Origin of the sequence: Haloferax sp. AB510 (genome assembly GCF_024136985.1) — an archaeon.
Classification (GTDB): domain Archaea; phylum Halobacteriota; class Halobacteria; order Halobacteriales; family Haloferacaceae; genus Haloferax.
Map to the genome: position 1 here is coordinate 13,712 of NZ_JAMYJY010000025.1, position 25,722 is coordinate 39,433.

Annotated in this window: 28 protein-coding genes and 3 pseudogenes; 15 read left to right on the forward strand and 16 right to left on the reverse strand. The window is 67.9% G+C overall.

All coding sequences use genetic code 11. From position 1 onward, the window contains the following. Positions 1-87: 87 nt before the first annotated feature. Positions 88-255 (reverse strand): hypothetical protein, encoded by a 168-nt coding sequence (locus tag NKF06_RS06880; protein WP_008092747.1) that lies wholly within the window; start codon positions 253-255, stop codon positions 88-90. A gap of 119 nt (positions 256-374) precedes the next feature. Between NKF06_RS06880 and NKF06_RS06885 the strand changes: the two genes are divergently transcribed. Further along, the gene (locus tag NKF06_RS06885; protein ID WP_004970910.1) at positions 375-854 is read left to right on the forward strand and encodes a PUA domain-containing protein; all 480 of its coding nucleotides are present in this window, start codon (positions 375-377) and stop codon (positions 852-854) included. Between the two features lie 498 nt (positions 855-1,352). On the opposite strand, the gene NKF06_RS06890 is transcribed toward NKF06_RS06885, so the two are convergent. The 4 genes from NKF06_RS06890 to NKF06_RS06905 all read right to left on the reverse strand — a co-directional run bounded on the left by NKF06_RS06890 (position 1,353) and on the right by NKF06_RS06905 (position 4,147). Then, positions 1,353-2,363: a presenilin family intramembrane aspartyl protease PSH gene (locus NKF06_RS06890; RefSeq protein ID WP_253244928.1), complete on the reverse strand. Its 1,011-nt coding sequence runs from the start codon at positions 2,361-2,363 to the stop codon at positions 1,353-1,355. Positions 2,364-2,411: 48 nt separating this feature from the next. Then, positions 2,412-2,636, reverse strand: a complete 225-nt coding sequence (locus NKF06_RS06895; protein WP_004977496.1) for a Gar1/Naf1 family protein — start codon at positions 2,634-2,636, stop codon at positions 2,412-2,414. Next, positions 2,636-2,914: a signal recognition particle subunit SRP19 gene (gene srp19, locus NKF06_RS06900; RefSeq protein WP_058828890.1), complete on the reverse strand. Its 279-nt coding sequence runs from the start codon at positions 2,912-2,914 to the stop codon at positions 2,636-2,638. Before srp19 ends, NKF06_RS06895 begins: the two co-directional genes overlap by 1 nt. A 96-nt stretch (positions 2,915-3,010) precedes the next feature. Next, complete coding sequence (locus NKF06_RS06905; RefSeq protein ID WP_253244929.1) at positions 3,011-4,147, reverse strand: PGF-CTERM-anchored ABC transporter substrate-binding protein; 1,137 nt, start codon at positions 4,145-4,147, stop codon at positions 3,011-3,013. A 60-nt stretch (positions 4,148-4,207) separates the two neighbouring features. Here NKF06_RS06905 and btuC point away from each other — a divergent pair, with 60 nt between their 5' ends. The 4 genes from btuC to NKF06_RS06925 all read left to right on the forward strand — a co-directional run bounded on the left by btuC (position 4,208) and on the right by NKF06_RS06925 (position 8,768). Next, positions 4,208-5,302, forward strand: coding sequence for a vitamin B12 ABC transporter permease BtuC (gene btuC / locus NKF06_RS06910; protein WP_253244930.1), 1,095 nt, complete (start codon positions 4,208-4,210; stop codon positions 5,300-5,302). Next, positions 5,299-6,717 carry a heme ABC transporter ATP-binding protein gene (locus NKF06_RS06915; protein WP_253244931.1) on the forward strand — a complete coding sequence of 473 codons (1,419 nt, stop codon included), beginning with the start codon at positions 5,299-5,301 and terminating at the stop codon, positions 6,715-6,717. Before btuC ends, NKF06_RS06915 begins: the two co-directional genes overlap by 4 nt. An 83-nt stretch (positions 6,718-6,800) precedes the next feature. Further along, positions 6,801-7,970 carry a tubulin-like protein CetZ3 gene (cetZ3, locus tag NKF06_RS06920; protein WP_253244932.1) on the forward strand — a complete coding sequence of 390 codons (1,170 nt, stop codon included), beginning with the start codon at positions 6,801-6,803 and terminating at the stop codon, positions 7,968-7,970. Positions 7,971-8,069: 99 nt separating this feature from the next. Further along, a complete protein-coding gene (locus tag NKF06_RS06925) occupies positions 8,070-8,768 on the forward strand; it encodes an RNA ligase partner protein (protein ID WP_253244933.1) in 699 nt (232 codons plus the stop codon). 20 nt (positions 8,769-8,788) lie between these two features. Here NKF06_RS06925 and NKF06_RS06930 read toward each other — a convergent pair whose 3' ends face one another. Beyond that, positions 8,789-8,989: a hypothetical protein gene (locus NKF06_RS06930; RefSeq protein WP_058828884.1), complete on the reverse strand. Its 201-nt coding sequence runs from the start codon at positions 8,987-8,989 to the stop codon at positions 8,789-8,791. Then, the gene (locus NKF06_RS06935; protein WP_253244939.1) at positions 8,989-9,336 is read right to left on the reverse strand and encodes a helix-turn-helix domain-containing protein; all 348 of its coding nucleotides are present in this window, start codon (positions 9,334-9,336) and stop codon (positions 8,989-8,991) included. Before NKF06_RS06935 ends, NKF06_RS06930 begins: the two co-directional genes overlap by 1 nt. A gap of 183 nt (positions 9,337-9,519) precedes the next feature. Here NKF06_RS06935 and NKF06_RS06940 point away from each other — a divergent pair, with 183 nt between their 5' ends. Both NKF06_RS06940 and NKF06_RS20995 read left to right on the forward strand, forming a co-directional pair. Beyond that, entirely contained in the window at positions 9,520-10,161 is a 642-nt protein-coding gene (locus NKF06_RS06940) for a helix-turn-helix domain-containing protein (protein WP_253244934.1), read from the forward strand. 94 nt (positions 10,162-10,255) lie between these two features. Further along, positions 10,256-10,390 carry a hypothetical protein gene (locus tag NKF06_RS20995; protein ID WP_256364952.1) on the forward strand — a complete coding sequence of 45 codons (135 nt, stop codon included), beginning with the start codon at positions 10,256-10,258 and terminating at the stop codon, positions 10,388-10,390. Between the two features lie 82 nt (positions 10,391-10,472). Here the strand turns inward: NKF06_RS20995 and NKF06_RS06945 are convergent, their stop codons facing one another. After that, complete coding sequence (locus tag NKF06_RS06945; protein ID WP_253244935.1) at positions 10,473-10,982, reverse strand: halocyanin domain-containing protein; 510 nt, start codon at positions 10,980-10,982, stop codon at positions 10,473-10,475. Positions 10,983-11,082: 100 nt separating this feature from the next. On the opposite strand from NKF06_RS06945, the gene NKF06_RS06950 reads away from it, so the two are divergent. From NKF06_RS06950 to NKF06_RS06960, 3 genes are all read left to right on the forward strand, one after another. After that, positions 11,083-11,400: an Htur_1727 family rSAM-partnered candidate RiPP gene (locus NKF06_RS06950; protein WP_253244940.1), complete on the forward strand. Its 318-nt coding sequence runs from the start codon at positions 11,083-11,085 to the stop codon at positions 11,398-11,400. Then, entirely contained in the window at positions 11,397-12,605 is a 1,209-nt protein-coding gene (locus NKF06_RS06955) for a TIGR04347 family pseudo-SAM/SPASM protein (protein ID WP_058828879.1), read from the forward strand. The genes NKF06_RS06950 and NKF06_RS06955 overlap by 4 nt, the downstream gene beginning before the upstream one ends. A 72-nt stretch (positions 12,606-12,677) precedes the next feature. Continuing rightward, on the forward strand, positions 12,678-12,863 hold the full coding sequence (locus NKF06_RS06960) for a hypothetical protein (RefSeq protein ID WP_058828878.1): 186 nt from the start codon (positions 12,678-12,680) through the stop codon (positions 12,861-12,863). Positions 12,864-12,925: 62 nt separating this feature from the next. On the opposite strand, the gene NKF06_RS06965 is transcribed toward NKF06_RS06960, so the two are convergent. Beyond that, on the reverse strand, positions 12,926-13,975 hold the full coding sequence (locus NKF06_RS06965; RefSeq protein ID WP_058567201.1) for an FAD-dependent oxidoreductase: 1,050 nt from the start codon (positions 13,973-13,975) through the stop codon (positions 12,926-12,928). A gap of 141 nt (positions 13,976-14,116) precedes the next feature. Between NKF06_RS06965 and NKF06_RS06970 the strand changes: the two genes are divergently transcribed. After that, entirely contained in the window at positions 14,117-14,401 is a 285-nt protein-coding gene (locus tag NKF06_RS06970) for a DUF357 domain-containing protein (protein WP_058828877.1), read from the forward strand. A gap of 78 nt (positions 14,402-14,479) precedes the next feature. Further along, positions 14,480-14,953 (forward strand): hypothetical protein, encoded by a 474-nt coding sequence (locus NKF06_RS06975; protein ID WP_058828876.1) that lies wholly within the window; start codon positions 14,480-14,482, stop codon positions 14,951-14,953. On the opposite strand, the gene cysS is transcribed toward NKF06_RS06975, so the two are convergent. The 3 genes and pseudogenes from cysS to NKF06_RS06990 all read right to left on the reverse strand — a co-directional run bounded on the left by cysS (position 14,954) and on the right by NKF06_RS06990 (position 18,908). Then, positions 14,954-16,438 (reverse strand): cysteine--tRNA ligase, encoded by a 1,485-nt coding sequence (gene cysS / locus NKF06_RS06980; protein ID WP_058828875.1) that lies wholly within the window; start codon positions 16,436-16,438, stop codon positions 14,954-14,956. It abuts the gene before it with no gap. A 128-nt stretch (positions 16,439-16,566) separates the two neighbouring features. Continuing rightward, positions 16,567-18,348: a globin-coupled sensor protein gene (locus NKF06_RS06985; protein WP_253244936.1), complete on the reverse strand. Its 1,782-nt coding sequence runs from the start codon at positions 18,346-18,348 to the stop codon at positions 16,567-16,569. A 66-nt stretch (positions 18,349-18,414) separates the two neighbouring features. Beyond that, positions 18,415-18,908 (reverse strand): annotated as a pseudogene (locus NKF06_RS06990) (hypothetical protein). 190 nt (positions 18,909-19,098) lie between these two features. Here NKF06_RS06990 and NKF06_RS06995 point away from each other — a divergent pair. Both NKF06_RS06995 and NKF06_RS07000 read left to right on the forward strand, forming a co-directional pair. After that, complete coding sequence (locus tag NKF06_RS06995) at positions 19,099-19,977, forward strand: CbiX/SirB N-terminal domain-containing protein (protein ID WP_253244937.1); 879 nt, start codon at positions 19,099-19,101, stop codon at positions 19,975-19,977. Continuing rightward, the gene (locus NKF06_RS07000; RefSeq protein WP_253244938.1) at positions 19,977-21,161 is read left to right on the forward strand and encodes a DR2241 family protein; all 1,185 of its coding nucleotides are present in this window, start codon (positions 19,977-19,979) and stop codon (positions 21,159-21,161) included. The genes NKF06_RS06995 and NKF06_RS07000 overlap by 1 nt, the downstream gene beginning before the upstream one ends. Before the next feature lie 40 nt (positions 21,162-21,201). On the opposite strand, the pseudogene NKF06_RS07005 reads toward NKF06_RS07000, so the two are convergent. The 3 genes and pseudogenes from NKF06_RS07005 to NKF06_RS07015 form a co-directional block, all read right to left on the reverse strand. Next, a pseudogene (locus tag NKF06_RS07005) lies at positions 21,202-21,785 on the reverse strand (hypothetical protein). Between the two features lie 62 nt (positions 21,786-21,847). Continuing rightward, positions 21,848-22,033 (reverse strand): methytransferase partner Trm112, encoded by a 186-nt coding sequence (locus NKF06_RS07010; RefSeq protein ID WP_049905248.1) that lies wholly within the window; start codon positions 22,031-22,033, stop codon positions 21,848-21,850. A 108-nt stretch (positions 22,034-22,141) separates the two neighbouring features. Beyond that, positions 22,142-23,473, reverse strand: coding sequence for an adenylosuccinate synthase (locus tag NKF06_RS07015; RefSeq protein WP_058828870.1), 1,332 nt, complete (start codon positions 23,471-23,473; stop codon positions 22,142-22,144). A 232-nt stretch (positions 23,474-23,705) separates the two neighbouring features. Here NKF06_RS07015 and NKF06_RS07020 point away from each other — a divergent pair, with 232 nt between their 5' ends. Continuing rightward, entirely contained in the window at positions 23,706-24,011 is a 306-nt protein-coding gene (locus tag NKF06_RS07020) for a hypothetical protein (protein ID WP_004043804.1), read from the forward strand. Positions 24,012-24,297: 286 nt separating this feature from the next. Here the strand turns inward: NKF06_RS07020 and NKF06_RS07025 are convergent. Continuing rightward, a pseudogene (locus tag NKF06_RS07025) lies at positions 24,298-25,722 on the reverse strand (hypothetical protein); the annotation flags it as partial.

Here is a 25,722-nt window from a genome sequence, read left to right on the forward strand (position 1 = left end):
CCTCGACGTGTCGATGTGACAATACGTAAAACAGGAGGGTCGAGACGCCGGCGTGGTCGGGTCCGTATCCGGGCCCGCGAGCGGGAATCAGGCCGTCGGCGTCGCCAGCCGGGCGACGGTGGCGACCGCGCCGAGCGCCGCGATGGCGGCGAGCACCGTCGGGAGCCGCCAGTCGAGCGCCGTCTGCGTGAGAAGCATACTGCTCGCGAGCAGCAGCACGGTCCCCACGGCGGCGAGTCGAACGTCCACAGACATACTCCGAGGGGGGTCTGTCCCGTACTTAGGACTTTCCGTCTCGAACGTGCGTGGTAGCTCGGCACACGCGGTCGAACGGGACCGCGACCCACTTTAGCCGGCGGGGCGAACGGCGGGGTATGACCGAAGGCCACGCGACCGATTTGGACGACCTCCGGGTCGTCGCCGACTACCAGTTCGGGGCCGGCGCGGGCGACGCGCTGTTCCCGGCCGACGCGGACATCGAACTCTCGCGCTCGCGGAGCGGCCGCCCGCGACAGGTGTACGTCGAGGGCGACCGCGTCACTTCCTACGGCACCGACGGCCGGTTCACCCTCGGCGTCGCCGGCGGCCGCCGCCTCTACGACAGTCTCGACGGCGACGCCTACGTCGTCCGCGTCGGCGACGAGTCGGTCCCGTTCGTCCGCGACGGTAAGAACGCGTTCGCGAAGTTCGTCACCGACGCCGACCCGGCGGTTCGCTCGGGCGACGAGGTGTGCGTCGTCGGCCCCGACGGCGACCTGCTGGGCGTCGGTCGCGCGGAACTCTCCGCGGACGCGATGCTCGACTTCCAGACGGGGATGGCGGTTCGCGTCCGCGAGGGTGCGGACGAAGAGTGAGGTGAAGTCGGGGAACTCGGGCGGTACGTCTCTGTTGGGATTCTAGAGAGGTGGGAGAAACGGCGTGCGAGACTTGGAGGTTTTATTTCTCAGCGTCGGGACTGGCCATAGACCATCGATAGATGTTCCGCGTGATGTACAATCCAACAATCAAGAAAACCAGCCCTGCGAGGATAGTTGCAACATCTACCACAATCGGTTGAGTTCCCTCTGTGATGTATGGCGGTGGAGCGTTCCACATTTGATAGGTCTCATAGACACCAAGTAGCGTCACGATGAAGGTCAGACCAGCAACCCCGACGCCAGCCCGTCGAAACGTTCGTGGCACTTCAAATGTCATTGTTTTTATTATTGACCCGGCTGTAAAGTGATTTTCCCAATCTCCACAAGATGTCATACTATCTGAATAACGTCAGATACTACTGACCAACTCGCACCCGCCAGTCAGTACGGTTTCAACAAACAATCACCGGACGAGCACTTCGACGGACCCGCGTTTCAGAGGTACGGCGCGAGACCGAGCGCGGAGACGAGCGGGACGCCGGCGACGACCGAGCCGACGAGGTAGCCGCCGATTGCGCCGCCGTTGAGAAGCGGCAGGCCGGCGTGCGCCCGCCCTTTCATCACGGCCCACATCAGCCCGCTGAACCCGGCGAACGTCCCGACCATGGCGAGGAGCGCCGGGAGGTTGAGCGCCGGGAGCGCGCCGAAGCCAAGCGACGGCGCTTCCGAGAAGAACGCACCCGAGGCGACCATCACGGTCGGCATGACCGCGTCGCCGAGACCGATGAAGAAGGCGTCGCGGTCGGCGGGGTCGGAGTCGTCGGTCGCCTCGGCGTCAGCAGTCTCCGCGTCAGCCGCCTCCGCCGGTTCACCCCCGTCGGTCGCGTTCTCGCCGTCGCCGACTTCGTTGGCGTCGCGGGCGAAGTCGTCGTCGAGAAGCGAGTACGACAGCGTCGTCGGGATGACGAGCACGACCGGGATGCGGAGGTCCATCACGCCCTCCGCGAGGTCGAGCATGTGTTTGGTTTTGTAGACGCTGATGGCGTCGTAGATGGCGAGGACGGAGAGCAGCACGATTGCCGGCAACAGACCGAAGCTGATGCCGAACAGGGCGGCCGCGCCCGCTCCCATGAGCGCCCCGGCGGCGTCGATGACGTACCACTCGGGGTAGACGAGCAGGGCGAGGGAGACGCCCGCGGAGAGGGCGATGGCGACGAGGCCGTTGGGGACGAGGACGGCGAAGACGTACCACGCGAGCAGGCCGCTCGTGAAGACGATGACGAGGCGGATGAGCTGGTCGAGGTCATACTTGAACGCCGCGAGCATGAACGCGGTCATGACGATAATCGCGCCGATGTAGAGGAGGCTGTTCGTCGGGTCGGTGGGGTCTTCGACCGTCTGGTACCCCTGTTCGAAGAACGTCGGCACGAGGGCGAGCGCACCCACCTGCACGACGAGGAAGATGAGGGCGGCGAGGGCGACCCCCCGATAGGCGCGGCGTGACATGCAGGGGCGTTCCCACCCGAGGGGTATGGGGGTTGCGCTCTGGAGTCGTCAGCGAGCGTAGAGCTTGCTGCCGACGAGCCGAGCGGGCGAGCCGTCGTCCGCCGTGACGGCGACGTAGGGGCGGTCGACCGGGCCGAACACGTCTACGATGCGGCCCACCGTCGACAGCGACTCGTCGAGGACCATCGTGCCGATGTCCGGCGTGTCGTCGTCGTCGAGGCGGACGATAGCGAGGCCCTGCGCCGTCCGGGAGACCGTGCCGATTCGCCGCATCAGTCGCGGAGGATTCCGACGTAGGCGGCGACCGCCTGCACGATGTCGTTTTTCGTGGCGTCGTCGGCGTTGTTCACGAGGACGCGCCCGCGGGTTTCGAACTCGCGGGAGTACCGCTTGTCCCGTTCAATGACGGCGTCGTAGCCGACCTGCTGGACGGCCTTCGCGATTTCGTCGACGGTCGGCGTTTCGACCGCCGCGGACTGGGCGACCCGCCGACCCTCGCTGCGCGAGAGAGAGGCGTCGAGGTAGGCGGGGTAGATGACGTTCTCGACCATACCCGTGTGTCCGCCATCCGACGGTAATACGGTTGTGGTCTCACGGAGCCGAGTGACTGCGGTGGAGAAACGGAGACGGCGTGGGTGTCTGCGCGGTTATCGGCGACGCGCGAGCAGGACCACCGCGCCGATGGCGGCGAGGCCGGCGACGACGCCGAACCCGGGCGCGTCGCTCTCTGTCGTGGAATCCGCCGACTCGGTCGTCGCGGGCGACTCGGTGGCGTCGGTTTCGGTCGCGTCCGCGGCCGTGGTCGTCTCAGTCTCGTCCGCGGTCGAATCCGTCGCCGACTCGTTTTCGAGCTGCTGGTAGCGCTCGTAGGCGTTGGGGTGGACCGCTTCGAGAATCTCCTCGCTCGCCTCGATTGCTCGCGGGGCGGGCTGTTGGAGCTTGTGCGCCTCGATGACGATGACGTTGCCCTCCTGTATCGCCGTCGTGCTGTTGTACGCCGGACTGCTCGGCACCGGTGCGTGGTCGGGGACGACGATGTACTCGGGGTTCATCTCGACGACGAGTTCCTCGTTAATCTGGGCGAAGCCGGTGAGGTTCGCCTCCGCCGCGCCGTTGCGCAGGCCGGCGGTCGTCATGATATCGGAGATGAACGTCTCGGAGCCGGAGGTGTAGCCGAAAAAGGAGTTGAGGCCGACGGGGCGCTCCGCGCCGTCGAGGGCTTCCCGCATGTGCTCCATCGACTCGCGCATCTCGGCCGCGCGCTCGACGCCGGCCTCGCAGTTGCCGGTCATGCGGCCGACGCGCTCGGTCTTGTTGGCGACGGCGGCGAGCGACTTCCCGGACTCGAAGACGACGACCGAGATGTCCGCCGAGCGAAGCTGTTCGATGCGGTCGGGCGCGGCGTTGTACGAGGAGTTCGGGACGAGCACGAGGTCGGGTTCGAGACCGATGACGGCCTCGACGTTGAGGCCGCCGGAGCCGGAGACGTTCCCCTTCTCCGACGCGCCGTCGAGATACATGGCGTACTGCGAGACGCCGACGACCTCGTCGCGCGCGCCGAGTTCCCACATGGTCTGGGCGGCGCTCGGGTTGGTCGTGACGACCCGCTCGGGGTCATCGGTGATGGTGACTTCGGTCCCGGTGGCGTCGGTGACGGTCATCGGGAACGTACACTGCGCGGTCTGCTGCTGTGCGGTCTGGTCTACCGCGGCCGCGGCCGGTGCCGGAACTCCAGCGAACACGGTTGCGAACGCGAGTAGGGCGACGACGAGTTGTCGGTTCACGGTAGTGGCCTCAGCGACTGTTCAATAAATATTTACCTACTGAAAGCGCGGTTGTGTTCAATGAGCGTTCGAACGCGGGCGACCACGTGGTCGCTCGGCCTCTCCGGGCTCTTGCTTCTCGTCGTCGTCGTGAGCGCCGGTATCGGGGCCGTGACCATCCCGCCGCGCACCGTCGCCGCCATCCTCGCGGACACGGTGCCCGTCCCCGTCGGCATCTCTCTCGGCGGCGCGACGGTCCTCCCCATCCTCGGGTCGGTTCCGACGCCGACGCTGGAGTTCGTCTCGCCGTTCGCGTTCTCCGTGCCGAGACCCGCCCGCATCATCGTCCTCTCGGTCCGCCTGCCGCGCATCCTCCTCGCGGCGCTCGTCGGTTTCGCGCTCGCCACCGCGGGAACCGTGATGCAGGGCTTCTTCCGCAACCCGATGGCTGACCCCTCCATCGTCGGCGTCTCGTCGGGGGCCGCCGTCGGCGCGGTCGCGACCATCGTGCTGTCGCTTTCGGTCCCGTTCGGCCTCGAAGGCGCGGCCTTCGTCAGCGCCGTCGTCACCGCCTTCGTCGTCTATCTGCTCGCCAGCGAGAACGGTCGAACGCCCGTGGCTACCCTGCTTCTCGCGGGCGTCGCCATCCAGACGTTCCTCGGCGCGGTCATCTCGTTTCTCCTCCTCCAGAGCGGCGAGAGCCTCCGGCAGGTCGTCTTCTGGCTCATGGGCCATCTCGCGGGCGCAACGTGGAGCGAGGTCGGCATGCTCACGCTCGTCCTGCCGCTTCCGTTCGTCGTCTTGTTGGTCCACGCCCGCGACCTGAACGTCCTGCTGCTCGGCGAGGAGGACGCCCACGCCCTCGGCATCGAGGTCGAGCGGACGAAACAACTGCTCCTCGCCACCGCGAGCGTCGTCACCGCCGCGGCCGTCTCGGTCTCCGGCGTCATCGGCTTCGTCGGCCTCGTCGTCCCCCACATGCTTCGGCTCCTCGTCGGCCCCGACCACCGGGTGTTGCTTCCGGCGTCGGCGCTGGCGGGCGCGTCGTTCCTCGTCGCCACCGACACCGTCGCCCGCTCCGGCGGCGCGGAGATACCGGTCGGCGTCGTCACCGCCGCCGTGGGCGCGCCCTTCTTCCTCTACCTGCTCCGCACGCGGGAGGTGCGTTCGCCGTGAGCGATTCCGACTCCGGTCCCGGCCCCTTCAGCGACGCCGACCCGGCGATTCGGCTCGATGACGTGTCGCTCTCGCTCGGCGGACACTCGATTCTCGACTCCGTCTCCGTCGACGTGGGCGAAGGCACCTTCGTGGGCCTCATCGGCCCCAACGGCGCGGGGAAGACGACCCTGCTCCGGACCCTCAACGGCGCGCTCGCGCCCGACGAGGGGTCGGTCCGCGTCGTCGGCGAAGACGTGCACGCCCTGTCGTCGAAGGCGGCGAGCAGGCTCGTGGCGACGGTTCCCCAGACGACGAGCGTCACCTTCGACTTCCCCGTCCGCGACGTCGTCGAGATGGGGCGGACCCCGCACCGCGGGCGGTTCGAGGGCTGGCGCGAGCGCGACGACGCGGCCGTCGAGTCCGCCATGCGACGCACCTCGGTCGAGTCGCTTTCCGACCGCCCGGTGACGGAGGTCAGCGGCGGCGAGCGCCAGCGCGTCCTCATCGCCCGCGCGCTGGCACAGGAGACGCCCGTCTTGCTCCTCGACGAACCGACCGCCAGCCTCGACATCAACCACCAGGTCAGAACGCTCGAACTCGTCTCCGACCTCGTTGCGGACGGGACGACCGCGGTCGCGGCCATCCACGACCTCAACCTCGCGGCCCACTACTGCGACGCGCTCGTCCTCCTGTCGGGCGGGCGCATCCTCTCGGCGGGCGACCCCGCGGCGGTGCTCTCCGAGGAGCACTTACGCGAGGCGTTCGACGCCGAGGCGGTCGTCTCGCGGCACCCAGTCACCGGTTCGGTGTACGTGACCGCCCTCCCGCCGTCGTCCGACGACGCCAACGGCCGGGTCCACGTCGTCGGCGGTGGCGGCACCGGCGCGCGGGCGATTCACCTGCTCTCGGCGGCCGGATACGCCCTCTCCGCCGGCGCGCTCAACGAGGGCGACACCGACGCCGAGGCGGCCCGCCGAGTTGGCGCGGACCTCGTGACCGTGCCGCCGTACTCGCCGGTCGACGACGCTGCGCGGGCCGCAGTCGAGTCGCGGGTCGAAGCCGCCGACGTGACCGTCGTCGCCGACGTAGAAGTCGGAGACGGAAACCTCGCCAACCTCGAAGCCGCGGCCGAGGCTGACCACCTCGTCCTCGTCGAGGAGCGCCCATTCACCGAGCGGAACTACGCCGGCGACGACGGCTTCGCGGTCTACGAGCGCCTCCGGGAGCGCGGCACCATCGTCGAACCCGGTGACTTGCTCTCGGTCGTCGGCGAACTCGCCTGCGACTCGTTCCGCGAGCGCGACGATGACGTGGACGGCACCGGCGACGGCGAAACCGGTTCGGGCGACGCCGACACCGGTACGAACGACGCCGAATCGACCGACAACGACGACCTCGACGACAACCGAGCGGCCGACCTGTTCTCCGATTAAGCTGTCGTTGCACAGCGCTACGCACAGCATATTCAAGCCCTGAGCGCGCGTCTAGTGGTTCGATTTCTGAGAGGAACACGAACATGAAACTCGCACTCATCGGTATCGGACAGGCTGGCGGCAAGGTCGTCGACGCCCTCGTCGACTACGAGCGGCGGACGAAGACGGGGTTCGTCGTCGACGCCATCGCAGTCAACTCGGCTCGCGCGGACCTTCGGGGGCTCCGAAACGTCCCCGAATCGCGGCAGGTGCTCGTCGGCCTGACGCGCGTCAAGGGCCACGGCGTCGGCGCGGACAACGAACTCGGCGCGGAGGTGACCGCGGAGGACGTAGGCGAGGTGCTCTCGATGGTCGACGACCTCCCGGTCCACGAGATAGACGCCTTTCTCGTCGTCGCCGGCCTCGGCGGCGGGACTGGCTCGGGCGGCGCGCCCGTCATCGCGCGCGAACTGAAGCACATCTACACCGAGCCCGTCTACGGCCTCGGCATCCTCCCCGCGCGGGACGAAGGCGGCATCTACACGCTCAACGCCGCGCGGTCGCTCCAGACGCTCGTCCGCGAGGTGGACAACCTCATCGTCTTCGACAACGACGCCTGGCGAAAGACCGGCGAATCGCTCGAATCGGGCTACGGCAGCCTCAACGCGGAACTCGCCCGCCGCCTCGGCGTGCTGTTCAGCGCCGGCGAGGGCGACGGCTCCGGCGCGGTGGCGGAGTCCGTTGTGGACGCCTCCGAGATAATCAACACGCTCGGCAGCGGCGGCGTCTCGACTATCGGCTACGCCGCCGTCGAACTCGACCGCCCCAAGCGCGGCCTGCTTTCCCGGCTCTCCGGCGGAAAGGCCGACGACGAGGACGGCGGCGACTCGACGAACCGAATCACCAGCCTCGTGCGCCGCGCCGCCCTCGGCCGGCTCACGATGCCCTGCGAGATTGCCGGCGCGGAGCGCGGCCTCGTCGTCATCGCCGGCCCGTCGGACGTGCTCTCACGCCGCGGCATCGAGCGCGCGCGGACGTGGCTCGAAGACGAGACCGGGACGATGGAGATCCGCGGCGGCGACTACCCCGTCGACTCGGACTTCGTCGCGGCGGTCGTGCTCCTGTCGGGCGTCTACGACGTGCCGCGGGTGAAGGAACTGCAGGCGGTCGCCATCGAGACCCAACGCGACATGCTCGCCAAACGCGAGTCCAGCGCGGCGTCGCTCGACGACCTCATCTCGACCGGCAACGACCACATCGAACCGCTGTTCTGACCGTTTCTCCGGCGGTTCCTCTCGCCTTCATCACGGGGAACGTTCTTTCGCCTTCACCACGGGGAAGGGTCATAGTTCCGCGGTACCAATTGACGACCGATGGCCGAGTACCCGCTGAAACAACGGTTCGTGCTCGACACCTCGCTGTTTCTCTCCGAGGAGATTCGAGACGACGACGAGACGTTCGAGGAGGGAATCGAACGGCTCCTCGACACCATCGCCGCCGCGCGGCTGGACCTGAACATCTCGTGTTACATGCCGCCCTCTATCGCCGCGGAGCTGGAACACATCCTGCGCGAGCGCGGCGTCTCGGAGGACGTACTCGGCAAGCTCGACACGTGGGTCATCAAGAAACACCCCGACCGCTACGAGGTGTACATCCCCGCGGAGGTCGTCTACCGCTTCATCGACGAGATGTCAGACCGGGTCAATCGCGGCCTCCGCGTCTCCGAGAAGGCCGTTCGAAAGGCCGAGGAGTCGAAACAGCGGTCCAACGGCGGGTCGAAGCTCTCCGACGTGGACAAGGTCATCTCCGACCTCCGCGAGGACTACCGCGGCGCGCTCAGACAGGGCGTCCTCGACTCCCGCGAGGACTTCGACCTCCTCATCCTCGCCCGCGAACTCAACGCCGGCGTCGTCACGGAAGACACCGGCATCATCAGTTGGGCCGCCGACTTCGGCCTTCGAAACCTCCGCGGGCGGGCGTTTCCGACCCTCCTAGAAGAGTACCTCATGGCGCTCGACAGCCCGCGCCCGTGGAGCAAGAGCGACGACGGCGTCGACCCCGACCGACTGTAACCTTCCGGTCACGCCGACGCTTACTCCATCGATTCGAGGTCGACGAAGCTCCCTTCGAACGCCGATAGCCACCGGGTCAGCTGTTCTTCGGGCGTCGCGTCGGCCGGGTAAATCGTGCACTCCTCGCGCCCGTCGGGATGCGTGGTCAGCCGAGACGCGAGCCGCGGGCGCACGGGATGTTCGCTCCCCGAGTCCGGCGGATGCGCCGGCTCCGACCCCATCAGCGGTCCCCTCCGAGGGCGACTTCCAGCCCCCGGTCGTCGCTCAGCGAGACCGTGACCGACTCGACGTTCGACCGGTACTGATGGGTGTGCGTCCCGTTCGCCCGCAGTTGGAGCGTCTCGTCGAGCAGCGCCGCCTCCGAGAGCTGTTCGACTTTCCGGTAGGTCGTCGACAGCGGCACGTCGCACGCCTCGGAGAGGTCCTGTGCGGTCATCGGCTCGGTCGCGCTCTGTAGCGTCGTGAGGATTCGCCGGCACGCGCGGTCCGAGAGCGCTTCCAGCACCTGTTCCGCCTCCAGTTCGGCGGGCTTCGGTCCGGTCGGCGTGCGTCTGAGGCCGGTCTGCATGCTCACCCGTAGATTCGCCCGCGTCGCCCGTCGAAGGGCACCCAGAATATACAGGGCGCTTTATAGCCTCGGCGACCGGCCGCGGGCCGCGTGGCGACGACGGGCGGAGGAAACGGACCACGATATAAAGGCCCGGTGTATCGGGGGTGTTTATATCAGAGGTTGGAGCGACTGCATACTCTTATGACGAGCGCAGCGGGCATCAGAGCGGAGTTGAAGGTGACGGGGCCGGACGGCTGTCCCGTCGCGACCGTCTCCGAGGGCGACACCTCGGGCTACGCGCTCTCGCGGAGCATGGCTCCCAACGAGCGCGGGTCGGTCATAGAGGAGTTCGTCTTCGACGACGACACCGACGTCCCCGAGGAGATGGAACAGCTGTTCGAGTACGGCGACGGCAGCGTCTACCGGTTCGACCGCGAGGGAGGTATCGGCTGTCCCTGCGAGCGCGTCGAGGCGTTCGACTGCCCGGTCGTGGACGTGCAGACGCGCGACGGCGCGCTGTTTCTGACGTTCCACGCGCCCGACGTGGAGACGCTCCGCGACGTGGTCGCTTCCCTCCGGGAGTCGTCGGGCTCCGTGGACGTGCGCCGACTGCTCCAGTCGTCGTCCGACGAGTCGCGGGACCTCGTGTTGGTCGAGCGCGGCCAACTCACCGACCGTCAGCGCGAGGTGCTGGAGACGGCCCACGAGATGGGCTACTTCGACCACCCGCGGCGCGCCAACAAGGGCGAGGTCGCCACCGAACTCGGCATCACGACCTCGACGTTCTCCGAGCACCTCGCCATGGCGCAAAAGAAGCTCATGGGTGCTATTCTTCAGGGGTGACAAGATGAGACGCGCCGACGGGGTATCAGTCCCCCCCGAATGCAGGGTGCGCCCCCTCGGGTCTCCACGGCGTACCACTAGTCGGTGAGCAACGATGCGCGAGTTCGACGTGACCTGTCCCGAGTGCGGCGAGCGCTATCGGGTCAACGAGCCGATGATGCGGACGCTCCGGGAGACCGGCTGCGTCCTCTGTACCGCGCCGCTGAACGACACCCTGCGGTCCGCGTGATGCCGACGCCGGCCGGCCTGCCCGCGGACTGAGGGTCGAGGAGTTCACTCGCCCGCGACGACGCGAGCGCGACGACGGACGCTTACTCGACGACGACGACCCCGACCATCCCGAGCGTCTCGTGCGGGACGCAGACGTACTTGTACTCGCCGGACTCCTCGAACGTGTACTCGAACGTGTGGCCCTCTGAGACGGTGAGTTCCGACTCGAACAGCCCGTCTTCGCGGTTGACGACGTTGTGGGTACCGCCGTTTCCGGTCCACTCCCAGACGACCGTCGTCCCCGGCGAGACCTGCACCGCGGCGGGGGCGAACGCGTAGCCGCCGCCGTTGCCGGCCGCGCCGACCGCGAGCGTGACGGTGTCCTGTCCCGTCAGGTCGTGGACGCCGTCGTAGTTCGCCGTCCGGTCGAACCAGCCGCCGAAGTCCCGCATCTCGTGTTCGGAGGTGCCTTCCCCATCGGAGGAGCTGTCGCCATCCCCGCCCTCGTCGTCCGCGCCGCCGGACGAACTCGAACAGCCCGCCAGCAGCGCGATACCTGTCGAAGCCGCCGTTGCGCGGAGAACCGACCGCCGGGTGAACCGTTGCGTCATTAGCTGGCCGTAGTGAGTGGCCGAACAAGTCTAAAGCTTCGATTCCCACGCGCTGAAAACGGGCGAAACGAGCGTGGCCGTCCCGCCCGAAGGCGATGACATGGACGACGACGACCCGAGGCGACGACCGCGAATCGACGGCAGCCGCCAGTGGGAAGTGTTCTACCGCGACGCGTCGGCCGAGCCGATGCGCCACGTCGGCAGCGTGAGCGCGCCCGCCGAGGACCTCGCGACCGAGCAGGCGCGAACGCTGTTCGGCGACGGCGACGCGGACCTCTGGCTCGTGCCGGCCGACGAGTTTCTCCGACTCGGCGGGAACGACCTCGCGGCGAAGGGTGAGGGGTCGAACGGCGAGACAGAGAACCGTGACGCCGCGAGAGACGCCCGCGGTGCCGAAAACGGGGTGTCGGCCGAGTGATTTCCATCAGCAAGCTCCTGTGCGGGCAGGGAGCCGAGGGTGACGGCCTCCGCTACGACGACCCCGACGCCGACATCGACCAGATACGCGAGGAGAAACAGAAACGTCCGGTCGTGGTCTGGAACACGACGCGGCGCTGTAACCTCTACTGCGAACACTGCTACGCCGGGGCCGACCTCGACCCCGCGCAGGGCGAACTCTCGACCGCCGAGGCGAAGGGGCTCATCGACGACCTCGCGGCCTACGACGTGCCTGTCTTGCTGTTTTCGGGCGGCGAGCCGCTCGTCCGCGAGGACCTCGTCGAACTCGTCGATTACGCCACCGACGCCGGCATCCGGGCCGTGCTTTCGACCAACGGGACGCTCATCACCGAGGAGAAGGCCCGAGCGCTCCGCGACGCCGGACTCTCCTACGCCGGCGTCTCAGTCGACGGGTTAGAGGAGCGCAACGACCGCTTCCGCGGCAAAGACGGCGCGTTCGACGCCGCCGTCCGCGGCATCGAAAACTGCCTCTCTGTGGGGCTCAAGACCGGCCTCCGGTACACCATCACCGAGCACAACGCCGCCGACATGGAGGACGTGGTGGACCTGCTGTACGACGTGGGCGTCGACCGCTTCTGTTTCTACCACCTCGACTACGGCGGCCGCGGCGGCGATATCGCCGACGCCGACCTCGACGACGAGGCCCAGCGCCGCGCCGTCCGCCGGCTGTTCGACATGACCCGTGAGTACCACGCCGAGGGCGAGGAGATAGAGACGCTTCTGGTCGGCAACTACGCCGACTCCGCCTACGTGGTCGAGTACGCCCGTGAGGAACTCGACGCCGACCACGCCGAGCGGATTCACCGGTATCTCCGCGTCAACGGCGGCGACCCGACCGGCGAGCGCGTCGCCGACGTGGACTACCGCGGCGACGTCCACCTCACGCAGTTCTGGCAGAACTACAGCCTTGGCAACGTTCGGGACCGGCCGTTCGGCGACATCTGGGACGACGAGTCGAACCCGCTTCTCGCCAGGCTTCGAGAGCGGAAAGAACACCTGACCGGCAAGTGCGCGACCTGCCAGTATCAGGACGTGTGCCGCGGCTCCTCGCGGCTTCGGTCGCTCGCGGCGACGGGCGAACTGTTCGGGCCCGACCCGCAGTGCTACCTGACGCCCGACGAGCGCGGCGCGGGTGCCGATGCGAGTCCGGGCGCGGCCGACTGAGCCAATCACGCACCCTTTCACCCGCTGGGAACGCTCCGTACGCTTATTTTTCGGCGAGTCCAACCGCGGGGTATGGAAACCAAACGAGGGGTTCCGAACATCCTCGGGAACGGGCTCGTCGGCATCGGGCTCGTCCTCTTCGCGGTGGCGGTCGCGGGCGCGGCCGGCGTCGTGGACGTGCGGTTCGCGCCGGGCGTCTACCTCGTCTTCGTGGCGATTAGCTTCATCCTCGCGTGGCTGTTGCGGTCGCTGACGTAGGGAGCACCGAGCGGAAGGCAGAGTCAGAAAACAGAACGCCGAGCGCGAGCGCTCGATGCCGCCTATTCGGCCGCGCCCGCGGCCGCCTGCTTCTCCTCGCGTTCGAGTTCTTCGAGGTAGTCGTCGGCGTCGAGGGCGGCCTTCACGCCCATGCCGCCGGCGGTCGCGGCCTGCTGGTAGTGGTAGTCCACCACGTCGCCCGCGGCGAAGATGCCGGGCACGTCGGTCGCGGTCTGGCCGCCGCCGGAGCCGCCCTTGGCGACGATGTAGCCGTCGTCGTCGCGCTGGACGCCCGTGCCGTCGAGGTAGTCGGCGTTCGGCGTGTGGCCGATGGCGTAGAACACCGCGCCCACGTCGAAGTCGAACTCCTCGGTCTCGGGGTCGTCGAGCTTGTCGCTCGGGTGACCCTCGGGGTTGCGGACGAGCGTCACGTGGTCGACGCCCTCCTCGGGCGAGCCGTGAAGCTCCGTCGCCTCGGTGTTGAGCATGAGCTCGATTTCGCCCTCGTCGACCTTTTCCATCAGGCGGTCGACCCAGTAGTCCTCGGCGCGGAACTCCTCGCGGCGGTGGACGAGGTAGACCGTCGAGGCGAACTTCGTGAGGAAGTTGGCCTCCTCGACGGCGGCGTCGCCCCCGCCGATGACCATGATTTTCTCGCCGCGGAAGAACGCGCCGTCGCAGGTCGCACACGTCGAGAGGCCGTAGCCCATCAGGTTCTCCTCGCCGGGGATGCCGAGGGTGCGGGCCGACGCGCCAGACGCCGCGATGATGGCGTCCGCGGTGTACACGTCGCCGTTCTTGAGCGTGACCGTGAACGGGCGCTCCGAGGCGTCAACGTCCTCGATGATGCCGTGGCGAATCTCGGTGCCGAAGCGCTCGGCCTGCTCTTTCATGTTGTTGATGAGCTCCGGGCCGGAGATGCCCTCGGGGAAGCCGGGGTAGTTGTCCACCTCGGTCGTGAGCGTGAGCTGTCCGCCCGGCTCGTCGCCCTCAAGCACCAGCGGCTCGTTGTTGGAGCGGGCCGCGTAGATGGCGGACGAAAGCCCGGAGATGCCCGAGCCGGCGATGATGAGTTTCCTGTGTTCCACGAACGAATCGGCGTCCTCTGTCATGTCCGATAGTTCGCTACACCGGTGTCTTAAGGTTTCGCTGTATTGCGAGGAGTGCTACAACACCGGCACGATATCGCATGCCACAGCGTTCGCGGCGCGCGGAGCGAAAGACCGGTATCCGTCGCCGACGCATCACTCCGCATGGCCGCCGACCTACAGGAGAAGACGAACCGTTACGAGGGGATGCTCGCCGACGCGCTCGACGAGGCGGTGCAGGCCGTCCCCGACGAGACGCACCTCGGCGAGGCAGCCGCCGACTGTTTAGAGATGGCCGAGTCCTACCTCGACGACGGCCGACACTTCAAGGCCGACGACGACTGGGTAAACGCGCTGGCGTCGTTCTCGTACGGCTACGGCTGGCTCGACGCGGGCGTCAGGATGGGGTTGTTCGACATCCCGGACGACTCGCACCTGTTTACGATGTGACCCGCTTCGCACCTGCCTTACACCCGTTTGCCGTGTGACCGGTTTTTCTCCGGCGGGGCCGTACGAATACGCGAACAGATGTCCCCGACCGCCGCCACCGACCGCGTTTCGGACGCACAGCGAATGCTCGAACAGCGGTTCGCCAACCCGTTTCTGCGTCGCGTGCTCCGCTCGCCGCTCCACCGACTCGCCAGTCGCTGGTTCGTGCTCGTCTCCTACGTCGGCCCCAAGAGCGGGCGACGGTACAGGTTCCCCGTCGCCTACGCCGTCGCGGGCGGCGGCATCGTCGCCGTCACGCCCGAGGCGGAGAGCAACTGGTGGAAGAACTTCCGCCGGCCGATGGCGTGCCGCCTGTGGTACCGCGGCCAGCGGCGCGAGGCGACCGGCGAGGTCGTCACGGGCGAGTTCGCCGCGGACCTGCTCGACCGCTACGCCGCGGCCCACGGCCTGTTGGCTCGTGAACTCGGGATATCCGAGAACGGCGGCGGTCGAACCGCGGCCGACGAGGGGGCGCGAGCCGACGTCGCAGTCGTGCTGTTTCGGTTCGACTGACTACTCGAAGCGGAACGTCGCGCCGTCGGGGCCGTCTTCGACCTCGACGCCGAGCGCCGTCAGGTCGTCGCGAAGGTCGTCGGCGCGCTCGTAGTTGCCCGCCTCGCGCTCGGCCTCGCGCACGTCCAAGACGAGCTGCACGAGGTCTTCCGCGACCGACACGTCGCCGCCCTCGCCAGCGTCGCCGAACGAGAGGCCGAACACCTCGCCGCCGAGGTCCTCGAACGCCTCGACGGCCCGGCGGAGCGCGCGGTAGTCGTAGTGGTCGGCGTCAGCGACGTGGCGGTTGACCGCGCCGGCGAGGCCGAGCAGCTCGGCCATCGCCTCGCGGACGTTGAAGTCGTCGTTCATCGCCTCGCGGAAGTTCTCGCGGGTCGCGGTCACGGTGTCGCGGAGTTCCGTCGCCTCGACTTTCGTCCGGGCGTCGGGGCTGTCGACCGCGTCGACGGCGGCCTCGTAGGCGCGTTCGAGGCGCTCCCAGCGCTCTTCGGCCTCGGCGATGGTCTCCTCGGAGTACGTCTGTTCGGAGCCGTAGGCCGTCGAGAGGTAGAACGTCCGAATCACGTCCGCGCCGAACTCGTCGAGGGCGTCGCCGACGGTGAAGAAGTTGCCGAGACTCGAACTCATCTTGTCGCCCTCCGTCTGGAGCAGGCCGACGTGGAGCCAGTAGCGGGCGAACTGCTGGCCGGTCGCCGCCTCCGACTGGGCGATTTCGTTCTCGTGGTGCGGGAACACGAGGTCGCGGCCGCCGACGTGGATGTCGAGGGTGTCGCCGAGGTGCGTCATCGACATCGCCGAGCACTCGATGTGCCAGCCGGGTCGGCCCTCGCCCCACGGCGACTCCCACGTCTCGCCGCACGGTTCGTGGAGCGGTTCGAGGTCGGGGTTCCGGTGTTCGGCGGCCGTCTTAGGGTCGACCGCGCCGGCCTTCCAGAGCGCGAAGTCGGTCGGGTTGCGCTTCTCGGAGCGCTCGTCTTTCGTCGCCCGCGACTCCAGTTCCTCGAGTTTCTGGTTCGAGAGCTTCCCGTAGTCGTCGAACGTGGACACGTCGAAGTAGACGGAGCCGTTGGATTCGTAGGCGTGGCCGCGGTCGACGAGCGTCTGAATGAGGTCGATAATCTCGGGGACGTGCTCGGAGACGCGCGGGTAGACCTCGGCGCGCTTCAGGTTGAGCCCGCGCATGTCGTGAATCACGTCGCCGACGAAGTGCTCGGCGACGCTCGCCTCGTCGTCGCCGAGGTCGTCCTCGCCGATGCGGGCGGCTATCTTCTCGTTCACGTCGGTGAAGTTCTCGACGTGGCGCACGTCGTAGCCCTCGTAGTCCAGCCAGCGGTGCATCAGGTCGGCGTGCATCCACAGGCGGGCGTGGCCGAGGTGGGCGTGGTCCGAGACCGTCAGTCCACAGACGTAGAGCAACACTTCGTCGCCGTGCGACTCGAACTCCTCGCGCTCTCCCGTCAGGGTGTTGGTCACGGACAGGGTCATCACACTCGGCTACTTCCGGGACCACTTTCAACCCGTCGGAAGCGCGGTCGGTGCACGGTCGGTGCGCGGTCGGTGTGTCTCCGTCCTTACGGGGCGACCGCCGCGCCGTCGTCACCTCCTCGCGGCGGCTACTTCGTCCACTCCGGGCGGTCGGCCTCGCCGCGGCGAATTTTCGCCAGCGTCTCCTCCGAGAGCAGTCGCTTGACGAACGCCGGAATCCGGTCGGTCGGGTCGTCGTCAGTCGCGTCGCCGTCGGCCGGGGTGGACCCCGCGCCGCCGACTCGGTCGCCCGTCAGACTCGCAGGTTCCGCCTCCCTGCTGACCGCGCGGTCGGCGTTCGCCGCCGACGCGAGCGCGTAGTGCCCGCCTCTGGTGGCGACGCCGCCGTCGGTCGTCGTTTCCGCGCGCCGGCGGAACGATTCGAGGTCGGCCTCGCGGTCCAACTCCTCGACGGCCGTGTCGAGGTCGGCGGCCTGTTCGGCCTGCTCGGAGACGCTCTCGGAGATACGGTCTATCTCGGCGGTCACCTCGTCGACCTGCGTCGCCGCGTCGTCGACGAAGGTGGCGATGTCGGAGGTGAGCGTCGCCTGCTCGTCGGTCGCCCGCGCCACCTCGTCGATGCCGTCGGTCACGTCGGCGACCGAGTCGGTGATCTCGTCGAGGCTCTCGACGGTCGATTCGACCCGCTCGATGCCGTGGTCGATGTTCTCGTCGGCCGACGACAGCGCCTCGGCGGTGTCCTCGATGTGGTCTGTCACGTCCTCTATCATCTGGCCGATGCGCTCGGCCTGCGACTTCGACTCGTTCGCGAGCGACTTCACCTCGTCCGCGACGACGGCGAAGCCGGACCCCGCCTCGCCGGCGCGGGCGGCCTCGATGGAGGCGTTGAGCGCGAGCAGGTTCGTCCGGTCTGCGACCTCCGCGATGACCTCGACGATGTTCTGAATCTCGTCGATGGCGGCCACGAGCGCCTCGACGTTCACGGTTATCTCGTCGCGGTCGTCGCCGACCTGCCGCATCGCGTCGATTGCCTCGCCGGCCTCGGCGCGTCCCTCCTCGGCCCGCGTGGTGGCCTCGTCGCTCCGCGAGGACACGTCGTCGGCGGTGGCCGCGACCTCCTCGACGGTCGCGCTGAGGTTCGACAGCTCGGCGGCGATTTCCTCGGTCATGTCGGCCTGTCGGGCCGCCAGCCCCTCGATTTCCGCGATGCTCTCGCTCGTCCCGGCGGTCTCCTCGTGGAGCTGGGATGCGACCGACTCCAGATCCCCGCGGCTCTCTCTGGCCCGGCGGACCTCCTCGCGAACGTCCAGCGAGTACGAGTAGAGGTAGGTCGCGTTGACGACCTGTCGGTCGAGGTTGAGCCCGCGGACGACGGCCATCATGTCAGCGAACGCCTCGTCGACGACGCGTTCGACGCGGTCGGCGTCTTCGCCCGACAGCGGCTCGGTGGCGTCGTCGATGGCGCGTCCGCGGAGTTCGTCCGCGAAGATGCCGGTGACGTTGGCGAACATCCCGCCGAAGTAGTGCAGCGGCATGTCGAGTTTGTCGTGGAGTAGGCCGATTCGCGTGCGCGCCGCGTAGTGGTTCTGGTCGTAGTTCCCGTCGGTGAACGAGCGGTAGTAGCCGGAGACGACCGCGCGGAGGCCGTCGAGGTCGGTCTTCGAGCGGTCGATGACGTCCGTCGTCCGCTCGTTGGCGAGAATCGGCTCGACGAAGCCGTCGACGAGTGCCTCGTCACGGGCCTCGACGACGCCCCGGAGGTCCGCGAGACGCGCGGCGTCCTCGTCGTCGAAGCCGACGAACGACTGCCGCCAGCCCAACTCGTCGGCGTCGAGGTCGAGTTCGGCGAGGAGTTCCGTGGATGAAAGCGAGATGTTGCCGTCGTCGTCGCGGGGGCTGGGCGAAACCATTGACGTACTCACCGGCTCCGACGTAATAAGCGCCGGCCGCCGGCTATCAACCGTGATATCCGAAAATCAGGCGTATAAATCGCTGACGGCCGCTTCGACGACGCGGAGGGCGGCGGCCCCCTGTCGACGCGGCACGACCACGGCGAGCGTGTCGCCCGCGACGCCCGCGGCGTCGACGACGACCGACTCGGCGTCGAGTCGGGAGAGGACGGCGGTGAGAACGGTCGGGTCCACCTCGCCCTCAGCGATGATAGCCGTGAGGGGACCGCCGCTCGCGAGGTCGACGCCGGCGACCGAGAGCACGGGGTCCTCGTCGGTCTCCTCGACATCCTCGCCGACGAGGCCGACGCCGCTTCGCATCGTCACGCTGGCGTCTCGGGGGTCGGCTTCGAGCGGCGGGAGGTCGTCGGCGAACCGGCGGAGCGCGGCCGCGACCGCCTCGTCGTCGCCGAGGTCGAGTTCGGCCGCGGCGGCGGCGTAGTTGACGACGCCCGCGCGGAGCGCGGCGAGGAGGTACGGTCGTCGCGGACTGCGTCGCGCGCGTCGGCGGCGAGGGACATGTCTGCCGGGTCGTCGGGCGCGCGCAAAAAAGCGCCGCTCGCCGGGCGCTGTCGCGGTCGTCCCCGGGTCGCGACTCTCCGCGTGCCGCGTCGTATTCCTTGAACGAGTGGCGAACGCGAGTTGTCCGAATCCGAAGATTCCTTTCTTCGATGCGAAGTTCATAAGACAGTCGCCTCGTAACCCCCGGACATGCAAGCCCTGGTCATCGTGGCGCACGGGTCGCACCTGAACCCGGATTCGAGCGCCCCCACCTACGACCACGCGGACACGGTCCGCGAGGTGGGCGCGTTCGACGAGGTGCGAACCGGCTTCTGGAAGGAAGAGCCGTCGATTCGCGAGGTGCTCCGGACCGTCGAGGCCGACGAGGTGTACGTCGTCCCGCTTTTCATCAGCGAGGGCTACTTCACGGAGCAGGTCATCCCGCGCGAACTCCGCCTCGAAGGGTGGGACGTGGCCGACTGGGACTCCGACGGCCTGTCGGCGTCGCACGTCACGCTCACCGCGACGGACGTGCCCGAGAAGACGATTCACTACTGCGGGCCGGTCGGAACCCACGCGGCGATGACCGACGTGTTGGTCCGCCGCGCTGAGACGGTTACCGGCGACCCGAACGTCGGCGAGGGCTTCGGCCTCGCCGTCGTCGGCCACGGGACCGAGCGCAACGAGAACTCCGCGAAGGCCATCGAGTACCACGCCGACCGCATCCGGGAGATGGACCGCTTCGACGAGGTACAGGCGCTCTACATGGACGAGGAACCCGAAGTGGACGACGTGACGGACTACTTCGACTCCGAGGACGTGGTCGTCGTCCCGCTGTTTATCGCCGACGGCTTCCACACCCAAGAGGACATCCCGGAGGACATGGGTCTGACCGACGACTACCGCACGGGCTACGACGTGCCCGCCGAGGTCGAGGGCCACCGCATCTGGTACGCCGGCGCGGTCGGAACCGAGGGACTCATGGCCGACGTGGTGCTCGAACGCGCCGCCGACGCGGGCGCCGACATCGGTAACAGCCTCGAAGTCGTGCGTGAACGCACTCGGAAGACGCCGCAGGAGGCGAACTGATGGGGCACCACCTCGACGCCCTCGTCGACGCCGCAGCAACCGGCGACGGAATCTCTCTCGACGGACTCTCCGTCGTCCACGGCGACGACGGCTTCCGCCTCGAAACGCCCGAATCGACGCTGAAAGGACTCACGGAAGGCGGCCTCCGCGAGGCCCTCACAGACTACGACGACTACGCGACGAACTGGTACTTCTGGTCCGAAGTCGTCGGCGAGTCCAGCCCCCAGCGGCGGGCGTTCCTCCGCTGGGTCGAGGGAGCACCAGTCGATTCGGGAGGCGACGACGGTGGGGACGGAGACGACGGCGACAACGATGGATTCGGAGACGACGGCAACCACGACGGCGACGCCGCCTCGGTCCCCGAGCGCTACGACGACCTCCGAGACGGGGTCAGCCGCGAATGGGGCCAACTGCTCGTCACGGTTACCGTCGACGACCACGGCGAGCGCTCCTACGAACTCCGCCACGCCGACGAGGCCGACGTCGACGCCGACGACCTCGACCCCTACCGCGAACCGCTCGCGGCCCGCCAGTTAGCGACCTACGATGAGAAAGGGCGGTACCGCCCGCTGAAGACCGGTAACAACCTCGCCGGCGGCTGGGTGTTCCCCGACCTCGACGCTCGCGACCTCGTCGAGACCGTCGAGACGTTCTACCCCGCGTCGGTGCCGAACTGGTACCGCGAGCGCCGGGGTGAACTCGACGTGGCCCACTGGAAGGACGCCATCGGCCGCCAGACCGGGATGTACAGCGTCGTGAAGACGTGGAACCGCGGTGACGGCCACGAGCACGTCAACTGGGTCGCCGAGGCCTGTTGCGACGACAGCCAGTGCGTCAAGCGCCGCGAGTGGCAGTACGACGACGAGACCGACCTCGACGTGGACGGCGGCGACGGCGCGTTCCCGTGCCGCGAGCCGTGTTCCGTCGTCATCGCGGCGTCCCGCAAGTGGACGCGACTGGAGGGTGAAGAGACCCAAACGTACGAGTTCGAACTCACGCCCTCCGAGAAGGAACAGGTCGAAGACGTCATCGAGGCCGTCGCGGACGACCGCACCGACGACATCCGCGAGGCCGACGTGTACGAGGGCGCGAACCGCTACCGGGCGCGGTTCCTGCGCGCGAAGTTATTCGACGACGAGGGCAACCTCGGTGGCGTTCCGACCGACGCGCCCGACGACGAGTAGGTCGCGCCGCGAGCGCTCTGCGTTCCGTTTTCGGACGCCATCACCGCATCGTCAGCACCAGCGCCGCGAGGACGCCGCCGACGACGACGCCGGCACCGAGGGTGATGGCGAAGCTCTCGAACACCGAGGCGACCGCCACCGCGAGGAGCGCAGCGGCGACGAGCGCGAGGCCGAAAAGCGGGGCGGCCCGCGGGTCGACGCTTGGGAACACGTCCGCGATGCTCTCGGTCACGCTCGGCTCGGGGTCGGGTTGCTTGGGCTTCGAGAGCGTCTCGTCCACGTCGACCGGCGGTTTGCCGCCCTCGCCGGGTTCGACGGTCACGTCGACGTACCTCTCTCCGTGCCGTGGCCGGAGACTATTTTGAGCTTCCCCGAGGTGGGTTCGGGCGGCGGGGTGACGAACACCTCGACGGTCTTGGTCTGGCCGCCGTCGACGAAGTGGTTTCCTTCGGACAGGCTCGCCGCACGCGAGAGTTCGTCGTCGATGTGGAGGTGGACGTGCACCGCCTGTCCGTTGTTCACGAGTTCGACCGAGAACGGGCCGTTCGTTGAGAACGACGGCGCTACCGAGAGGTCGTGGGGGCGCTCGTCGTTCAGCGTGACGGTGAGCGGCGCGTTCGACACGGCTTCACCGTCGATACGAGAATAGAAAAACGTTCAGGTCCGATGCGGTGCGGTGCCGCGCCTCAGTCGTCGCGCATGTCCGGCGGCAGGAGGTTCGGGATGCCGTCCTCGATGGGGTACACCTCGCCGGTGACCGTACCGATGAGCCGCCCCTCGAGGATTTCGTCGCCGTCGCGCTCGTCGACTTCCAGCTCGAGTTCGCTCTTGTCGAGGGGGTCACAGAGGATGTCCATCAGGGATTCTTTCATTGTCGTGACGGTGGATTGCGCGAAGTAAAAGCGTACGGGTTCGGCTCCGTCGCGGCGGTGGTCGGCGGACGGCGGCGGGCCGTCATCGGTCGGCCGACCGCTCGGCGCTCAGTTGTCGAACGGGTTTTCGATGTGGACGGTCTGCTCGCGGCCCGGACCGACGCCGACGGCGTAAATCGGCACGTCGAGTTCGTCCGAGAGGTATTCGAGGTAGTCCTGCGCGGCGTCCGGGATGGCGTCGTAGCCCTCCTCGGCGACGGCCGCCCAGTCCACTTCCGGCCACGTGTCGAACTCCTTGAGGACGGGTTCGCACTCGCCCCAGCGCTCGGTCGTCGCGGGCATCGTCAGGCGTTCTTCGCCCTCAAGTTCGTAGGCGTGGCCGACCTTGACCTCGTCGAGGCCGGCGAGCACGTCGAGGTGGTTGACGGCGATGCCGGTGAAGCCGCTGACGCGGGCGGCGTGGCGGAGCATCGGCATGTCGAGCCAGCCGATGCGGCGCGGGCGACCGGTGACGGTGCCGAACTCGCCGCCCTTCTCGCGGATGAAGTCCGCGAGTTCCTCCTCGCGCTCGTCGTCTTTCAGTTCGGTCGGCATCGGCCCCTCGCCGACGCGGGAGAGATACGACTTGACGATGCCGACGACCTCACCCTGTCCGACGACGGTCGGGCCGACGCCGGTGCCGGTGGCCGCGCCGCCCGCGGTCGGGTTCGAGGAGGTCACGTACGGGTAGCTCCCGTGGTCGATGTCGATGAGGGTGCCCTGTGCGCCCTCGAACATCACGTTGTCGCCGGCCTCGCGGCGCTCGGCGAGGAAGTCGCCGCAGTTGACGGCCATGTCGTCCTCGCGGAGGCGGCGACCGATTTCGGTGTACTCCTCGACGAGCGCTTCGACGTCGCACTCCTCGCCGGCTTCGAGGCCGTACACGTCCTCGATGAGCGCCTTCTTCTTGGGAACCACGTACTCCAGCCGCTGGCGGAGCACGTCGGGGTCGAGCAGGTCGCCGACGCGGATGCCGCGGCGACCCGCCTTGTCCTCGTAGGTGGGGCCGATGCCGCGACCGGTCGTGCCGACGGTGAGGTCCGAGTCGGCCTTCGCCTCCTCTTCGATGTTGTCGAGGCGGCGGTGGTACGGCATGATGACGTGCGCGCGCTTGGCGAGGCGCACGTCGGGTTCGAGGCCGCGCTCGCGGAGGTCGTCGATCTCGGAGAACAGCGTCCGGGGGTTGATGACGCAGCCGTTTCCGAGGATGCCGACCTTGTCGCGGACGGCCCCGCTCGGGACGAGCGAAAGCTTGTACTCCTCGCCGTCTTCGACGACGGTGTGGCCGGCGTTGTCGCCGCCCTGATAGCGGACGACGATGTCAGCGTCGCCGCCCCACAGGTCGACGAGCGCGCCTTTGCCCTCGTCGCCGAGTTGCGAACCGACGATGGTAACAGTCATACGTCGGCCGTTCCCCGCGCCGCACTAAACAGATTACGGTCGCGGCCGACGAGCAATACATGTTTGTGCCTAATTACCGAATCGTTGCCGAAGAATACGCCATGAACACGCATTAGCGTGGCGACGGATAACACAACGGTTAATTAGTGCCCTCGTTAAGGTCGCGTTATCTCATTATTCGCCGACCCGGAGGGCAAGGCTTAAAGCCTCCCAAGAAGAGTTAACAAATGGCATGATAGACCGACTTGAGAAGGAAGTCGATATGTTGGAGCGCCATCTCCAGGTCCTGAAGATGGTCATCGAAAGTGAGCCAATCGGCATCGTGAAGATGTCCAACGAGACAGGCTACCCGCACCACAAGGTCCGCTACTCCCTCCGCGTTCTCGAAGAAGAGAACCTCATCGAACCCTCCAGCCAGGGCGCAATCACCACCGAGCGCACCCAGGAGTTCGTCGACGAACTCGACGACAAGCTCGACGAAATCGTCGGCAAGCTCGAATCGATGAAGATCGAGGAAGCGGCCGAAATCGAGAACTAACCACACTTCAGGCGCACGCGGTCGTTCTATCCTGTTTCGTCCGACGAGTCTTTCCGGGCACGACATCGGACCGACCGCGTTAGCCGTGCTTCGATGCGGTTGGTACCGGATGGTGCCGACGCGACACCACGGACACTCGCCGCGGACGCGCTCCGAGCGCCGCGGTCGTTTCACTATCGTTCAGTAACCCCGACAGCCGCGGCGCTCCGCGCGACCGTCGGGGCGGAACGCAAAGTAACAAGCGACAGCGCAGCGACGGCGCCGCCCGACGCGAGGCGTCGCCGACTCAGAGGTCGGGGACGTTCAGGTGGAACTCGCCACCGCGGGCCTCCACCAGACAGAGGTGGTAGCCCTGCTTCCGCGAGAGTTTCACGAAGCTCTTGCGCTTCGACCGGCTCAGGAGGCCGCCGCCGGTCTCGGCCGTGGCGGCTTCGAGCGCCTCCGGCTCGAAGAAACTCCTCGTAACCACGAACGCCGAGCCGAGCGTCTCTTTCGCGTCGGCGACGGCCTTCGAGTCCTTGATGAGTTGGGTGACCATCGGCTGGGTCGCCGGGTCCCGCGAGTCGTTCAGGTTCGCCACGAACAGCGGCTCGCCCATCTGGTCGCGGACGATGACGTCGAACTGCCGCGACTCGCTTTCATCGTCGCCGATGGGCACCGAGACGCTCCCGTACAGTTCGATGCGGTCGGCCTTCGGAATAGAGTCGAAGACGCCGGCGAGGCTCGACCGGTTGCCCGTCTCGCCGATTTCGTAGAGCAGGTCGGTGACGACCCACTTGGCGAAGCCGTACTCGGGCGTCTCGTGAAGGAACGCCTCGTATGGCTGGCCGTCGATGCCCAGCCCCTCCGTGTCGAACGTGGTGTGGTGTTCCAGCCGGAGGTTCTCGATGACCTCCTCACGGGAGGCCTGCCCGTCGTGGGCCTTCTCCAGCGTCGCCTGCCCTTTCTGGGCGTAGCGGACGAAGAGGTTCGTCCCGCGGAGCGCCTCGTCGGCCGACATGGACCGGTCGGTCGACCGGACGCCCGCCTCGTCGAACCGGTCGCGGAGCCGGTCGACCTCGGATTCGAGTTCGGCGACGCGGTCTTCGAGCTCCTCGGCGCGCGAGCGGTGTTCGTCCCGCTCCTCGCGGAGGGCGTCGCGCTCGGACTCGAGCCGGTCGCGCTCGGATGCCAGCGACTCAACTCGTTCTTTCAGCGACTCGGCTTCCGCCGGGTCGACGTCGGGCTCGTCGGGCGTCTGCCCGGTCGGCTGGGACTGTTGCTGGTTCGACTGGTCTCTCGGCGACGGTCGCCCCTCGCCGCCCGCCCCGCCCCGGGACGGGCGGTGATGCGTCGCCTGCGTCGTGTTGCCCTGATGGCTTCGAGGCGTTCCGGGGCGGTCATCCACCGACTCGCCCGCTGCGTCGCGGGGGTCCAAGGAGGGTATCGACCGGGCGTTTCGCCACTGTGCCTCGGCGGAGAACACGTCGTCGCCGGTCGCACCGTCCTCCGCGAGCGGGTCCGGAGACGGCGCTTCTCCGTTCTTCTGCGGGGCGTCGGCGACGACGGGCCCCTCGGACATCGGTGAGGCCGGCTCGTCGGACGCGGGCCGGTCCGTCGCTGCCGCCGCCTCTGTCCCGGCTGGCTCCGGGGACTGTGACTCGGAGGGGCCCGTGGACGGCTCGTCGGTCGTCTCGGTGCCGTCGTCGTCGGACGTCGGCGGCTCCGGGTC